Source organism: Halanaeroarchaeum sp. HSR-CO (assembly GCF_024972755.1).
In the GTDB taxonomy this organism is placed as follows: Archaea; Halobacteriota; Halobacteria; order Halobacteriales; family Halobacteriaceae; genus Halanaeroarchaeum.
The window spans coordinates 2376077-2390755 of the sequence record NZ_CP087724.1 but is presented as its reverse complement, the minus strand read 5'-3'; the positions used below and the strand labels follow the sequence as shown (position 1 = coordinate 2390755).

General features: G+C 65.1%; 16 protein-coding genes. 10 read left to right on the top strand and 6 right to left on the bottom strand.

Translation table 11 applies throughout. The annotated features are described in order from the left end of the window. The first annotated feature begins 64 nt into the window (after positions 1-64). From HSRCO_RS12520 to HSRCO_RS12505, 4 genes are all read left to right on the top strand, one after another. Positions 65-679 (top strand): alpha/beta hydrolase, encoded by a 615-nt coding sequence (locus HSRCO_RS12520; protein ID WP_259517981.1) that lies wholly within the window; start codon positions 65-67, stop codon positions 677-679. A 50-nt stretch (positions 680-729) separates the two neighbouring features. Then, on the top strand, positions 730-2367 hold the full coding sequence (gene pyrG, locus HSRCO_RS12515; RefSeq protein WP_259517980.1) for a glutamine hydrolyzing CTP synthase: 1638 nt from the start codon (positions 730-732) through the stop codon (positions 2365-2367). Between the two features lies 1 nt (position 2368). After that, a complete protein-coding gene (guaA, locus tag HSRCO_RS12510) occupies positions 2369-3286 on the top strand; it encodes a glutamine-hydrolyzing GMP synthase (protein ID WP_259517979.1) in 918 nt (305 codons plus the stop codon). A gap of 407 nt (positions 3287-3693) precedes the next feature. Further along, on the top strand, positions 3694-4854 hold the full coding sequence (locus HSRCO_RS12505; protein WP_259517978.1) for a hypothetical protein: 1161 nt from the start codon (positions 3694-3696) through the stop codon (positions 4852-4854). Positions 4855-4975: 121 nt separating this feature from the next. Here HSRCO_RS12505 and HSRCO_RS12500 read toward each other — a convergent pair whose 3' ends face one another. After that, the gene (locus HSRCO_RS12500) at positions 4976-6625 is read right to left on the bottom strand and encodes an ATP-binding protein (protein ID WP_259517977.1); all 1650 of its coding nucleotides are present in this window, start codon (positions 6623-6625) and stop codon (positions 4976-4978) included. A gap of 171 nt (positions 6626-6796) precedes the next feature. Between HSRCO_RS12500 and HSRCO_RS12495 the strand changes: the two genes are divergently transcribed. The 4 genes from HSRCO_RS12495 to HSRCO_RS12480 all read left to right on the top strand — a co-directional run bounded on the left by HSRCO_RS12495 (position 6797) and on the right by HSRCO_RS12480 (position 10716). Next, complete coding sequence (locus HSRCO_RS12495) at positions 6797-8791, top strand: bacterio-opsin activator domain-containing protein (protein ID WP_259517976.1); 1995 nt, start codon at positions 6797-6799, stop codon at positions 8789-8791. Positions 8792-9271: 480 nt separating this feature from the next. Next, entirely contained in the window at positions 9272-9481 is a 210-nt protein-coding gene (locus HSRCO_RS12490; RefSeq protein ID WP_259517975.1) for a hypothetical protein, read from the top strand. Positions 9482-10023: 542 nt separating this feature from the next. Continuing rightward, positions 10024-10353, top strand: coding sequence for a CTP synthetase (locus tag HSRCO_RS12485; RefSeq protein WP_259517974.1), 330 nt, complete (start codon positions 10024-10026; stop codon positions 10351-10353). A gap of 45 nt (positions 10354-10398) precedes the next feature. Beyond that, the gene (locus HSRCO_RS12480; protein ID WP_259517973.1) at positions 10399-10716 is read left to right on the top strand and encodes a cupin domain-containing protein; all 318 of its coding nucleotides are present in this window, start codon (positions 10399-10401) and stop codon (positions 10714-10716) included. Here HSRCO_RS12480 and HSRCO_RS12475 read toward each other — a convergent pair. The 4 genes from HSRCO_RS12475 to HSRCO_RS12460 form a co-directional block, all read right to left on the bottom strand. Then, positions 10713-11441, bottom strand: coding sequence for a 5-formyltetrahydrofolate cyclo-ligase (locus HSRCO_RS12475; protein WP_259517972.1), 729 nt, complete (start codon positions 11439-11441; stop codon positions 10713-10715). The two genes, HSRCO_RS12480 and HSRCO_RS12475, sit on opposite strands and share 4 nt — an antisense overlap. Position 11442: 1 nt before the next feature. Further along, positions 11443-11697 (bottom strand): hypothetical protein, encoded by a 255-nt coding sequence (locus HSRCO_RS12470; RefSeq protein ID WP_259517971.1) that lies wholly within the window; start codon positions 11695-11697, stop codon positions 11443-11445. 151 nt (positions 11698-11848) lie between these two features. Next, positions 11849-12043, bottom strand: coding sequence for a cold-shock protein (locus HSRCO_RS12465; RefSeq protein ID WP_050049025.1), 195 nt, complete (start codon positions 12041-12043; stop codon positions 11849-11851). A gap of 65 nt (positions 12044-12108) precedes the next feature. Continuing rightward, complete coding sequence (locus HSRCO_RS12460; RefSeq protein ID WP_259517970.1) at positions 12109-12834, bottom strand: molybdenum cofactor biosynthesis protein B; 726 nt, start codon at positions 12832-12834, stop codon at positions 12109-12111. Positions 12835-12963: 129 nt separating this feature from the next. On the opposite strand from HSRCO_RS12460, the gene HSRCO_RS12455 reads away from it, so the two are divergent. Both HSRCO_RS12455 and HSRCO_RS12450 read left to right on the top strand, forming a co-directional pair. Continuing rightward, positions 12964-14004, top strand: coding sequence for a zinc-binding dehydrogenase (locus HSRCO_RS12455; RefSeq protein ID WP_259517969.1), 1041 nt, complete (start codon positions 12964-12966; stop codon positions 14002-14004). Beyond that, complete coding sequence (locus HSRCO_RS12450; protein ID WP_259517968.1) at positions 14004-14216, top strand: hypothetical protein; 213 nt, start codon at positions 14004-14006, stop codon at positions 14214-14216. The genes HSRCO_RS12455 and HSRCO_RS12450 overlap by 1 nt, the downstream gene beginning before the upstream one ends. A 3-nt stretch (positions 14217-14219) precedes the next feature. Here HSRCO_RS12450 and HSRCO_RS12445 read toward each other — a convergent pair whose 3' ends face one another. After that, entirely contained in the window at positions 14220-14645 is a 426-nt protein-coding gene (locus HSRCO_RS12445) for a desampylase (RefSeq protein WP_259517967.1), read from the bottom strand. Between the last annotated feature and the right edge of the window lie 34 nt (positions 14646-14679).

The following is a 14679-nucleotide window of genomic DNA, read 5'->3' as shown; positions in this document are numbered from 1 at the left end:
TCGGTGCCATAAAATACTCTCCCCGGCCGCGCGGTTTTTGACGCGGGACGGCGTTCTGGCCGATATGGCCGACACGACGGTGCTGGTTCCCGGTGCACGGACGGTCGAATCGTCCCTCGACGAACCGACCGACGGGACAGACGTCTGCGTCGTCGCCTGCCCGCCACATCCCCAGCACGGCGGGCATCGAGGCGACAGACGGCTTCTGGCAGTGAGCGATTATCTCGTCGAGCACGGTATCGCGGTTCTCCGCTTCGACTACGGCGAGTGGGACGATGGAGAGGCCGAACGGGAGGACGTTCGCAATGCCCTCCGCTGGGCCGCCGACCGGTACGACCGGGTCGGTCTCTTCGGATTCAGCTTTGGCGGTGCCATGGCCGCGCTGGCCGCCGCCTCGACGCCCGTCGATCTCTGTGGAGTGGCGCTGCTTGGACCGGCCGCCCAGGTCGCCGATGACCTCGACGCCACGGCGACACTCGAGGCCATCGACACCCCGCTCCGCCTGGTCTACGGGACCCGCGACACCACGGCGGAGTGGAAACCCTTCTATCGTGCGGCCGAGGCTCTGGAGAACTCTATCGAATCGATCGAGGGCGACCACTTCTTCGTGGGGCAGTCAGCCGCGGTGGCGGCGGCCGTCGGCGAATTTCTGGCCGACCACTGCGATGACGTGACGTAGGCGCTCGCGCGCTCCGAAATGGTTTTTGCCGCCCCTCTCTCACACACGGTATGCCGACAGAGACCGGGTACGATCCGACACTCGGGAACAAATTCATCTTCGTCACCGGCGGGGTGATGTCCGGGCTCGGGAAGGGCATCACCGCCGCGAGCCTCGGACGGCTTCTCACGAATGCCGGCTTCGACGTGACGGCGGTCAAGATCGACCCCTACATCAACGTCGACGCGGGGACCATGAACCCCTACCAGCACGGGGAGGTGTACGTCCTCGACGACGGCGGCGAGGTCGACCTCGACCTGGGGAACTACGAACGGTTCCTCGAGACGGACATGGCCTTCGACCACAACCTCACGACGGGGAAGATCTACCAGCACGTGATCGAACGCGAGCGTGCCGGCGACTACCTGGGCAAGACGGTCCAGATCATCCCGCACGTCACCGACGACATCAAACGCCGCATCCGCGAGGCCGGCGAAGGACACGACGTCACCATCGTCGAGGTCGGTGGCACGGTGGGCGACATCGAGAGCATGCCCTTCCTCGAGTCGCTCCGCCAGTTCTCCGACGAACAGGACGACGAGGACGTCATCTTCGCCCACGTCACCCTCGTTCCCTACGCGCCGAACGGCGAACAGAAGACCAAGCCCACCCAGCACAGCGTGAAAGAACTGCGCAGCATCGGACTCCGCCCCGACATCGTCGTCGGCCGGTGTGACGACCCGCTCGAACCGGACGTCAGAGAGAAGATAGCGCTGTTCTGTGACGTTCCCACCGACGCCGTGTTCTCGAATCCGGACGTCGAGGACATCTACCACGTCCCGATGGTCCTCGAGGAGGAGGGCATGGACGAGTTCGTGATGGATCGACTCGACCTCGCCGACGCGGCCCTGCCGGACGCCGAGCGCTCCACTGCGTGGCGAGAGCGAGTCACGACCGAGGCCACCGAATCCGTCGACATCGCCCTGGTCGGCAAGTACGATCTCAGAGACGCCTACATGTCGGTTCGGGAGGCGCTGAAACACGCCGGCATGCAGCAGGCCGTCGACGTCGAGGTCGCGTGGGTCGACGCCGAGCGGATGGAAGACCATCACCGCGAGCGCCTTCGAGCGGCGGACGGGGTCGTCGTCCCAGGCGGCTTCGGCAGTCGGGGAACGGACGGTAAACTCGAGGCCATCCAGTACGCCCGCGAGCACGACGTCCCCTATCTCGGTCTCTGCTTCGGGTTCCAGCTGGCCGTCATCGAGTACGCCCGCAACGTCCTCGGACTCGAGGACGCCAACTCGACGGAACTCGACGACGAAACGCCCGATCCGGTCATCGATCTACTGCCCGAACAGTACGACCTCGAGGACCTCGGTGGGACCATGCGTCTGGGCTCCCACGAGACCCAGATCGACGAGGGTACCATCGCTCACGACCTCTACGAGGCGGATTCCTGCATGGAACGCCACCGCCACCGTTACGAGGTCAACCCCGAGTACATCGACGACCTGACCGCGGGCGAGTTGACGTTCTCGGGGCGCGCCGGCAACCGGATGGAGATCCTCGAGATGGACGACCATCCGTACTTCGTCGGCACCCAGTTTCATCCCGAGTTCACCTCGCGACCGACCAGTGCGAGCCCGCCGTTCGTGGGCCTGCTAGAGGCCGTCCTCGACCGCACGATCGACGACGAGGGAGGTGACTGAGATGGTCGACACCGATCAGTTCATCGAGGAAGCCGTCGCGGAGATCGCCGACGAACTCGGCGAGAACACGGCCATCATCGCCCTCTCCGGTGGCGTCGACTCCTCGACCGCCGCCGCGCTGGCCTACGAAGCGGTCGGCGAACAGCTCGTCCCGGTCTACGTCGACACCGGCCTGATGCGGAAGGGCGAGACCGACGGCGTCCGTGAGACGTTCGATTACATGGAGAGTCTCCGGATCGTCGACGCTGCCGACCGATTCTTCGACGCGCTCGCCGGCGTGACCGATCCCGAGGCGAAGCGAAAGGCCATCGGGGAGCAGTTCATCCGCGAGTTCGAGACCGTCGCCCGTGAGGTGGACGCGGACTATCTCGTCCAGGGCACCATCTACCCCGATCGCATCGAGAGCGAAGGGAACATCAAGTCTCACCACAACGTCGGTGGCCTTCCCGAAGCCGTCGACTTCGAGGGCATCGTCGAACCGGTGCGCGACCTCTACAAAGACGAGGTTCGCGAGGTCGCCCGTGCCCTCGACCTCGAGGCGGTCGTCTCCGAGCGCATGCCCTTCCCCGGCCCCGGACTGGCCGTCCGCGTCATCGGCGAGGTAACGCCCGAGAAGGTCGACGTCGCCCGCGAAGCGACCGCCGTCGTCGAGGAGGAACTCGAGGAGTACGAGCCATGGCAGGCGTTCGCCGCGGTGCTCGGGAAAGCGACCGGCGTCAAGGGCGACAACCGCGTCCACGGGTGGGTCGTGACCGTCCGCTCGGTCGAGAGCCGCGACGGGATGACCGCCCGCGCCCAGGAACTCGACTGGCAGACCCTCCAGCGGATCCAGAGCCGGATCACCGGGACGCTGGACAACGTCTCTCGTGTCGTCTACGACGTGACTCACAAGCCGCCGGCGACCATCGAGTACGAATAACCCCACTTTTTTACTCGAGGTATTTCCTCGTGCCTTCGGCACTGCGGGAACCCCTCGACCAAAAACCTGGACTAAAAACGTCCCGCTCGCTCGCTTCGCTCGCTCGCGGCCAGCGACACACCCCCTCCCGGCGGCCACGATTCCCCACTGCCACGGCAAATTTTACGCCATCTGTCGAACTCCATTTTCGGAGTGCTGGAACGCGCCCCGTCTTTAAGCTATGCCGATTTGAACCTCAAATTGTAGATGATTGTGGAATAGAGTCCGAATATACGTTACAAACAAAAACTAAACTCGAACTCGACCACGATGTTCAAATTACGGCTTCGGCCGGCGCTCGGATCGCACCGGAACGGTGGAAGTACCCGTAGCTGGCGTGTCGATCGGCCTTCGGAGGTGTTCTCGTAATGGCATTCGTCGAATCACTGGTGGGTAGTGGCGTCTTCGTGATGTTCCTGGCCGTCCTCATCGGGATGGCCTTCGGCAGAATCAACCTCGGCCGGGGCATCAAATTCGGCGTCGCCGGTCCGCTGTTCGCTGGCCTGGTCCTCGGCCACGTCGGATTCACCGTCCCGGGGGCGTACTCGGGGCTGACCCTCGCGCTGTTCGTTGCCGCGGTCGGCCTCATCGCGGCTCACGAGATCGAAGGGACGGTGAAGACCTACGGGCTGAACTTCCTCGTGATCGCGGTCCTGATGCCGACGATCGCGGTGATCTTTACGTACATCTGGACGCAGTTCGTCTTCGCTGACGCCTCGACGGGGCTGATCATGGGGTCCTTTTCCGGGGCGCTGACGAGCAGTCCGGGCCTTGGATCGGCCATGGAGGCACTCCCCGAGGCTGCCGCTCAGCAGTACCAGATCGGCCACTCGGTCGGGTACGTCATCGGGGTGTTGATCATCGTGATGTTCCAGCAGTTGTACCCGAAGGCCATCCAGATGGACGTCGCTCACGAGAAACAGCGATTCACGGAAACGGTGAGCCAGATTGCCGGGGAAGACGGTCCCGGAATCGAAGAGGTAACCTTCAGCGTCCTCGGATTCGCGATCGTGCTCGTCGCGGGGTCGATCCTGGGCAGTATCCCGATCCCGCTGGGGCCGATCGGGGTCATCTCCCTCGGGACGACCGGCGGCGTGCTCATCGCGGCCCTGGTCCTGGGGTACATCGGTACGATCGGTCCGGTCACGATGCGCATGGAGACGACGGTGCTCTCCGAGATCCGGGCGTTCACCCTCGCGATGTTCCTGGCCGTGGTCGGTATCGACGCGGGTGCGGGCCTGGTCGAGACGATTCAGGAGTACGGCGTTCAGATCGTGATCGCCTCCGGGCTGAACAGTATCCTCGCCATCGTCGGCGGCCTACTGATCACCCGGTTCGTCTGGAAGATGGACTGGATCCACGCGGCCGGCGGGATCGTCGGTGGGCACACGGACACGAAGGGCCTGGCCGCGGCCATCGACGCGACCGACTCCGACGAGGTGGCCGCCGGCTACGGGAACACGTACCCCTTCGCCCTCCTCGCGATGGTGATCTACGCGAAACTCCTGGTGGCGGTGATTCCGCTGTAACCCATCGCGGCACCGCTGGAGGGTGACGGCCGGTCGGACAGCATCGGCGATGCTGATGCCGCTGCGTTAGGGCCGTCGGACCGGGCGACCCGAACCGTCGCGGACCCGAACCACGTCCCCGCTACTCGGCGATGGATAACTCCACGACGAACACCGACCCGACGGGGTCGTTGTCCTCGACGTACACGTCGCCATCGTAGCGGTCCACGAGAGTGTCGACGAGATAGAGTCCGAGACCGGTCCCGTCGCTATCGAGGCCCATCTCCCCTTCCTCGAAGATGGTCTCCTTGCGATCCTCTGGAATCCCAGGGCCGTTATCGGCAACGCGCACGACGGCGGTATCGTCGTCGACAGCCGCGCCGACCTCGACTTCTGGAACCGTCTTGTCGTTGTGGATGATGGCGTTTTTCAACAGGTTTCGGAACACCGACTCCAGCATGTCGTCGGCCCGGACTGCCACCTCCGGAATTGGGCCATCGACCGTGACCAGCCCACTCCGATTGCTCTCTCGAACGTTGTCGACCGCTTCTTCGATCACGTGGCGGAGGCGTTTCGGGTGCTGGTCGACGCCGGACTGCAGGACGACGTCGGCGACCTCCCGGGCCGTCGTGGTGATATCGACGGCGTCACGGGCCGCTGCGAGAACCTGGTCGACGTACTGCGCTCCGTCACCTTCCACCTGGGATTGCAGCATCTCTCCGTAGGCCAGTACGAGTTGCAGATCGTTGCGGATGTCGTGTCGCACGACCTGGCTCAACACTTCGAGATTGTCTCGCTGGGTCTCGAGTTCGCGCTCGTACTCTTTGAGTTCGGTCACGTCGCGAGCGTAGCCGAGTACGGCATCCTCGCCGCTGCCCGCGACCTCGAACGGTATCTTCGTCGTGTCCAGGATTCGCGTCTCGCCGTCGGCCGTCGTCAACTCCTCCGCTGGGATGAACTTCGGCTCCCCGGATTCGATCACCGCGATGTCGTCCTCCCGGAAGTCCTCGGACTCGCTGCGCTCCGGTAGCAGCTCGTCCTCAGTCGATCCTTCGATCTCGTCGATGGTCTTTCCATAGGCATTCGCAGTCGCCTCGTTCGCCAGCAGGTACCTCCCCTCGCGGTTCTTCGCGAAGAGCAGGTCGGGGACGAGATCGATGACCTGTCGGAGCTCGTCCTGGGCTCTCGCCAGGCCGTCGCGTTGGGCTTCGATCCCTCGTTTCGCCCGTTCCTGTTCGAGTTCGTAACTCGCCCACTTCGCGAGGACCTGCACCAGGGTGCGCTCTGCCTCGGAGAACGCTCGTTCCCGCGGTTCCGTCGCAGCGAAACAGAACGTCCCGTAGAGCTCGTCGTCGACGTCCACCCGCCCGCCGATGTAACTCCCGAGATCGAACGTTTCGTACGCCGGATCCCCCTCCCACCCGTCGTCGACGGCGTTTTGGATCGTCAGGAGACTGTCCGACTGGATCGTCTTCCGGCAGTACGCCTTCGAGAGCGGGGCCGATTCGCCGGGTTGTAACCGCTCGTGGTCGCCCTGCGATCGGTATATTTGCTGGACGCCGGACTCCTTGCCCCTCTCGTCGACCGTAATCCGGGACAGAAAGCCGTAGGGGAGCCCCGTCGCGTCGACGCCGATCGTCAGGAGTCGATCGATTTTCTCCTCGAAGGAGAGCGCCGAGTTCGTGGTGACGTCGTGGATCGATTGGAAAGCCGATAGCACGTCACCGGGTTCCACTGATTCGTCTGGTCGACTCGCGTCTCCCGGTCCGTCTTCGCCGTCAGTCGAATTCATCGAATGGCTACTACATTCCGTTCGATGGCCTTTTAGCTTCCGAGCAGATGCAACTGAGCGGATCGGACCCCATCGTCTCACCGCTGTGACGTTCGTCGCCCCGAGAATCACCCCAAAGAGTTTCATGGTTGTTCGTGTTCTCTGTTCCATGCACCGAGGAGGCACGTAACGGTGCCCGAAGAGCGATCCGAGGCCGTGGCATCGGTCGGCGAGGACGACGCTTCAGCCCCCGAGCGGGACGAAGCCCGCACACTCATCGGCCTCGGTACCGACGGCCGGATTCGATCGTGGAACCGACCAGCGGAGGAACTGACTGGATTCGCGGCGTCGGACGTCGTTGGCGACGAACTCGACGTTCTCGTCGCCGAGGACGACGGCCTGGACCGCGTGACCCGAGCGCTGGAACGAGTGGCCGATGGCGAACAGTTCGTCGACCGGATTCGCCTCCAGCGGAAGGGTGGCGGACGATTCACGGCCACGGTCACTATCGCCCTCGGTCGGGGCGGGGACGGCGAGCGAACGGGATATCTCTGCTCCATCGAGGTGGCGGCAGCTGGGACAGCCACGAACCGAGCGTTCTCCTGGAACCGACGATGGCTGCAGATCCTCTTCGACGAGTCCCCCCACGCGATTGCCGTTCACGACGACGTCGGTCGAATCCAGGCGGTGAACGAGCAGATCGTCCGGGACCTCGGGCACTCTCGTGATGCCCTCCGCTCGATGAACGTCGCCGAGTACGACGTCGCTCACGACCGGGCGGAACTCCGGGAGATGTGGGCCGAAATGGAGACCGGTGACCGGGTGAAAGCCAGATCCGAGCACCGCCGGAAGGACGGAACCACGTTCCCGGTGGAGGTCTGGGTGACGAAACTGGGGCTGGACGACGAGGCGCTGTTCCTGGCACTCGGCCGAGACGTATCCGACCAGCGAGAGCGAGAACAGAAGCTCGAACGACAGCGTACATCGTTGCAGCGGATCCAGCAGATAACCGAGAGCCTTCGCCCGCTGAATCGGTCACTGGCCAGGGCGTCGACTCGCGAGGAGATCCAGTCGCTGGTCTGCGAGCAACTGGCGGCGACCGATTCCTACCGGCTCGCCTGGTACGGTGAGTACGAGCCGCTCTCCGAACGGATCGTACCCCGTGCGTCCGCCGGGTTCGACGATGGGTATCTCGATTCGGTCGAGATCGCGGTCGGTGCGGGGAACACCGCGCTGGGACCGGCCGGCCGGGCCGCCCGAACCGGGGAGGTACACGCGTCCCGAAAGATCGTCTCGGACCGGACGTTCGAGCCCTGGCGGGAGGAGGCCCTCGCCCGCGGTTTTCGCTCCGGGGCCGCGATTCCAGTGGTCATCGAGGGCAACGTCCACGGCGTCGTGGGGGTGTACGCGGACCGGCCCAACGCCTTCGACGAATACGAGCGTGGGTTACTCGGCGAGCTCGGCGAACGGGTCGGCCACGCGCTGCACGCCGCCGAACAGCGACGATTGTTACATTCCGATGCGGTCGAGGAGCTGGTCTTTCGCACGGAAGACGAACGCTCCCCGTTCGTCGCGGCCAGCGATCGATTCGACTGTCGGCTGGAACTTCAGGCAGTCATCCCGGCCGACGACAACGCCTACGTCTGTTATCTAGACGTCGAAGGCACCGAACCAGAGCGGGTGGCATCTCTCTTCGAGGACGCCGAAGGCGTCTCCTCGCCTCGGGTCGTGTCGGCGGACGGCACGACGGGAACCATCGAATATCGGGTCTGTGACTCGCCAGTGACGAAACTGCTCGAGTACGACGCGTCGGTCTCGTCGGCGGTTATCGAAGACGGCGTCGAGACTGTCCACGGCCAGGTCACACCGAAAGCCTCGACGAAGTCCATCATCGCCGGTATGCAATCGGCGTACTCGGACCTGCAGCTGGTGGCCAAACGAACCGTGGACCGGCCGTTCCGGACGACTGAGGGCGTAAAGACCGCGATCGTAGACATGTTGACCGACCGTCAGCGCGAAGTCCTCTCGCTCGCCTACCACGCGGGCTTTTTCGAGTCACCCCGGCGCTCGACCGGGGACGAACTCGCCGACGTGCTCGGCATCGCAGCACCGACCTTCTACCTCCACGTCCGCCGCGGAACGGTGAACGTCCTCGAGCAACTCGAGGAGTTCGGCATTCTCGATTAGGGGAAGCGGTGGGTGGGGGGGGGGGTCAGCCACCCGTGTCCAGTCGGTCTCCCGACATCGTATCAGCCATCGGATACCGTATGGCTAGCTGACTAGCACGTAGCTTTCTACCCCTTGCCATCGACTGTCAATAGGCCGGTCGAAGGTGCGTGGGGGAGAGAACGGTGCGACCCGGACCGGTGGGAGCGGGAACTCCCATCGCCGCGTTCCCGCGGCACTCGTTCGCCAGTGCATCCACGATACCGGCGAAATGGGGAGCTACGACGCATGAAAACGTGCAACTCGTGTGGTGGATTCGTCACGCCCGATTTCGTTCGCGTCTTCGGATCCGAGGAGGGAGAGATATACGGCTGTCCCGATTGCGTCCCGAATACGGCCCTCTATGGGGGTGTCGCTGCGCGTGGTCCATAACGATTCACTCGCAGCCACTGTCATGGCTACCGTGTCGAGACGGGAGTCGGTCGAGCGAGGGTGGTCTCTATGAGATACTACCGGTGCTCGAACGGATCGTTCTACTCCGACGAGGAGATATGGGAGCGACTGGAGGCCGGCGTCTGGGAAGTCTGTTGCTGGGACGAAGCGACGGGCGAGGAGTGGATGGCGTCCGGCGAGGGGCGACTGCTCCACCTCGCGCCAGTGGACGCTGGGGACGTCCCGGCCGAACGCAGCATCGGGCAGATCGAGGGATAGATTTCGGGTGGATGACGGGGGGGGGGGGGACGAGTGGACCCTCCGAACTGTGGACCGCATTCGTCGATGGGGACTTCCGCGGAGATCGGGATGATCTGTCCGTCGCTGCGCATTCACAATAGGGGAGGTTCTCGCTATCGCTCGAGCCTCGCAGCTCACGCATCGCTCGTCCCTCGCTCCGCGTTCGCCATATCGAGGTTCTCGCTGTCGCTCGAACCTCGCAGCTCACGCATCGCTCGTCCCTCGCTCCGCGTTCGCCATATCGAGGTTCTCGCTGTCGCTCGAACCTCGCAGCTCACGCATCGCTCGTCCCTCGCTCCGCGTTCGCCATATCGAGGTTCTCGCTGTCGCTCGAACCTCGCAGCTCACGCATCGCTCGTCCCTCGCTCCGCGTTCGCCATATCGAGGTTCTCGCTGTCGCTCGAACCTCGCAGCTCACGCATCGCTCGTCCCTCGCTCCGCGTTCGCCATATCGAGGTTCTCGCTATCGCTCGAACCTCGCATACACCAAATTCATACCTACTCCCCACCGAGAGACGACCATGCAGGCAGTCATCGTCGGCCCGGACCGCGGCATCGAAGCGGCGCTCGCGGACCACGACGTCGAAACCACCCGCGTCGAGGGCCTCGCGACCGGCGAGTCACTCGACGACGCGGGCCTCGCGGACGCCGACCTCCTCGTCATCACCGACGCCGCGGAGGCGACCGCCGTCCCCGTCGCCAAGGACCGTCACCCATCGATCCGTATCGTCTTCTACACCACCGACTCCGTCCCCGAGTTCGTCACCGGACAACTCGACCTCGCCGTCGACCCGGACCTGCTCTCGCCCGACGTCGTCGCCGAGGAACTCGTCGCCTCGATCAGCGCGTAACGCCGGGGTGCCAATCGTTTTCCTCCGGGCCGACGTAGACCGGATATGGCACTCGACCGTCTCCCGGATCTCGATCCCGACGAGGGAACCGTCATCGACGAAGAACTCGCGTACTTCGAGGACGTCCTCGTGAAGGTCTTCGCGTTCGGGCCGAACGCGACACTGGAACCCCACGCTCACGAGGGCTCCACGAACGTCTTCCACGTCGTCGAGGGCGAGGTCGTCGTGGTGCAAGACGACGTCGAAGAACGGGTGACCGCTCCTGGGGTCGTGGTCCACGAGCCAGGCGCAGTCCACGGCGCGCGGAACGAGACAGACCAGCGGGCGGTCCTCACCGCGACGTTCGCTCCGTCGCCGGGCTAACCGCGCCCGCGCCGCGAGGGACGGAGTCGCTGGAGGATCGGAATGGCCTCGATGGTCGCCTCGTCCAGGCGTTCCCACTCGATACCCGCCGGTCGATCGTCCCGGCGGTCGGTCTCGATGGTTCGCTCTGGCGTCACGATCAGGTCGATCGGGACGTCGTGAGGTTCGGTCTCGACCGTTCGGTCGAGCACCTGCATCTCGTGGACGGTCGTGACGATGGTCGTCTCCGGACCCACCAGTTCGGCCTCGCGAAGGATGGCGAACTCCAGGTCGCTGTAGCCCTCGCCTTTGCCAATTCGGTCGCCCGCTGGCGTGACCGCGACGCTGCCGGCGACGATGAGGTCGACCGGCCCCATCCCGTCGGGACCGACCCGGGTGGCGTACTCGTCGACGTGGGAGATGGTCGCGGCGGCCTCGGTGTCGTCGATGGTGGCCGGATCGAGTGTCAGGAAACATCGTTCGTCACGGAGTCGCGGTACAGCCATGGACACCCGCTTGCCTGCTCGTAGTGCTCCGCGCCTGACCGGAAGCTGGGGCGCGTCGGGATTGGACTTCACGGTCCCGGCGGCCCGCCACTCGGATCGGTCGAACAGCCGGGCTGCCGCCTCCTCGGCCCCCGCGAAGTTGGGGATGCGGTCGTGGGGCGGGAACGGAAAGCGCGCCACTCTCTCGGCCTCGAGGGCGTCCCAGACCCGCTCGCGGAGGGTCTGTTTGTCTTCGCTCATCTCAACTGAACTCCTCCGAGAGGGGGACGGCGAGCGGTCTGTCGGTCGGCCGGTCCGCATCGACGACGGCAGCGACCGGGCTGACGTGCTCCCAGCAGACGAAGGTAGCCACGCGCTCCGGTTCGTAGAGAAAGAAGTCGGCGGGGCTGGAACACGCCTCGCACTCGGGTTCGGTCGTCCGATTGGCCAGGGCGGCCGTGAGGGCGTCGTCCGCTCGCTCGCGCGCCTCCTCGGCGTGTTCTCCTGGCCGGGCCATCGTGTCATTGTTGGCTGGTATCACTGATAAATTCGAACCCGCCGGCGGAGACGGCCGTCGCTCCTCGGTGTGAAAGATGACGGCCCGATAGTTGCGGTTTGGCGGTGGGCCGAACGCACCAGACCGGTTGTTCGCTGACGATAGCGCCTGGTTACAGACGTTCGAGATTCTCGGCGCGCGGGCCCTTGTCGCCCTGGCCGATGTCGAATTCGACTTCCTGACCCTCTTCGAGGTCCGGGCCGCCGACATCCTCCATGTGGAAGAACACGTCGTCGTCAGAATCGTCCGTTTCGATGAAACCGTAGCCCTTCCGATCATGGAAGAACGAGACCGTACCTGTTGCCATTGTAACTCCGCTTTGCAGTAGCGCGCTTCGACGTATATGCCTGCCGATGCCGTACCGCGACGAGATCACTCCTCGTCTTCGTTCCGGTCGCGAGTCGCCAGACCAGCCAGGTGCCCCGCTTCGGGCAGGATGATCTCGGCCGTCGCGAGGGTGACTGCGTTCTTGCTTCCGGGGAGGACGAACACCGGGACGCCGTTCGCGATGCCGGCGGTGGCCCGCGTCCCGACGACCTTCGTCCCGATTTCGTCGTAGGACTCCGCCCGGAACACCTCGCCGAAGCCCGGCAGGTCCTTCTCGAAGAGTGGGCGAACCGCCTCGACGGTGACGTCGTCGGGTGAGACACCCGTTCCGCCCGTCGTCACGACGAGGTCCACGTCATCTCGCTGGACCAGGTTGTCCACGGTTGACTGGATGACGTCCCGGGAGTCGCGGACGAGTTCACGGGTGACGATCGTGTTGCCCGGGGATTCGAGGATCTCCTCGATGGCGTCACCGCTGGGGTCGTCGTCGAGTGACCGTGTGCTGGTGATGGTCACGACGCCGACGCCGAGTTCAGTCTTGTCGTGGGCGTGATGTTCGTGCCCGTGTTCTTCGTGAGCTCCATGGTCGTGTGCCCGTTCGTCGCTGGTTCCGTGGTCGTGGGCACGTTCCTCGTGTGATTCGGGCTGCTGGGCTCGTTCGCCCGCGTCGTGGTCCGACTCGCCTCCGTCGTCCTGGTCGGGTGATTGCTCGTCGCTCGCCGCCTCGCCATCGCCGTCGATCCTGGTGTCCCGCGACTGGTAATCGACCATGGCGTCCCTTTGCCCGCGGACTACCTAAACCTTCGACGCCGTCGGGTTCGTCCGCGGGACGGTCGCCCGGGGCCGCGGACGAACACCGTCGGCCATACAGTAAAGGTCTCGACCCGCAAGGACTGGGACATGAAGGCAGTCCAGTTCCACGGACACGGTGAGACCGACGTCATCGCGTACGAGGAGGCGCCCGACCCGGCTGTCGGGCGAAACGACGTCCTGGTGGACATCGAGGCGGGGGCACTGAACCATCTCGATATCTGGACGCGCCGGGGGCTCCCGGGCCTCGACCTCGAGATGCCCCACGTTCCGGGGAGCGACGGGGCGGGCGTCGTCCTCGAGGTCGGCGACGGCGTCTCCCGGTTCGAACCGGGCGATCACGTCGCGCTCAGCGCTGGCGTCTCGTGTGGCGAGTGCGAGTTCTGTCGCGACGGCGAGGAATCGATGTGTACGAACTACCACATCATCGGCGAACACGTTTCGGGCGTCCACAGCGAACTCGCGTCGATCCCCGAGGACAATCTGGTCCTCGTCCCCGACCACGTCGACTGGGAGACCGCTGCGGCCGCCCCGCTCGTCTTCCAGACGGCCTGGCGGATGCTCGTCACGCGGGCGGATCTCTCGCCGGGGGAAACGGTCCTCGTCCTGGGCGCGAGCGGCGGGGTCGGCCACGCCGCGGTCCAGATCGCCGACTACGCCGGAGCCGAGGTGATCGCCACGGCGAGCAGCGAGGAGAAACTCGCCTACGCCGCGGAGATCGGTGCCGACCACGCTATCGACTACGAATCGGAGAACTTCGCGAGCGCCGTTCGCGAACTGACCGGGAAGCGGGGCGTGGACGTGGTGGTCGATCACATCGGCGCGGCGACCTGGCAGGACTCGCTCCGGTCGCTGGCGAAGGGTGGCCGACTGGTCACCTGCGGCGCGACGACCGGCCCGAACCCGGAGACCGACATCCGCCGCATCTTCTGGAATCAGTTGTCGGTCATCGGGTCGACCATGGGGACGCCCGGGGAGGTCGACGACGTGCTCTCACTCGTCTGGGACGGCACCTTCGACGTCCGGGTCCGCGACGTCCTTCCGATGAGCGAGACGGCAACCGCCCACGACATGATCGAGAACCGCGAGGGCTTCGGCAAGGTGGTCGTCGTCCCGGACGGGGAGTACTGATGGCGGATTCGACGGACCTCTCGGGGTCACGGGGCTGGCTGCTGGTCGGGCTCATCGCCCTGACGCTGGTCGTCGTCCCGGCGGCGGTGTGGTATCTGACCATCGGTCTTCAGGCTGGATACGGCGTCTACGTCGCTCTCGCCATGCTGCCGGCACTGCTGTTCGGGGCCATCGGCGTCTGGACGGCGCTGCGCCACCGGGACGCTGTCTGATCGTCAGGTCCCGTCCGCCGACCTGACCGACAGGGCAGCGAGTTCGAATTCGCTCCCGGTCCACCGCCACGCGTCCATTACCGGCGGCCGGCGGGCGAGCGAAACGATCAGGTAGTAGTGATCCTGCCACGTGGCACGCTCGTGGTCGGTCTCGCTCGGGCGCTCTGGACCGGCCGGATGGGAGTGATAGAACCCCACGACCGACTGGCCATGTTCCTCGATGGTCTCCATCACCGCGAACTGTTCTTCGGGGTCCATCTCGTAGGTGATCCGTGGCGCGGCGGCGACGTTCTCCAGGCGAAGGGCTCGCTGGACCACCCACCGGTCGTCCAGCTTCCGACCGGCGAGGATACCACAGGCCTCCCGGGGCACGTCCTCCTGGGCATGGTCGAGGACGTCTTCGTAGGCGTCGGCAGTCAGGACGAGCACGATCGACGTTTCGGCGGCCTGGAAGAAAAGTCCT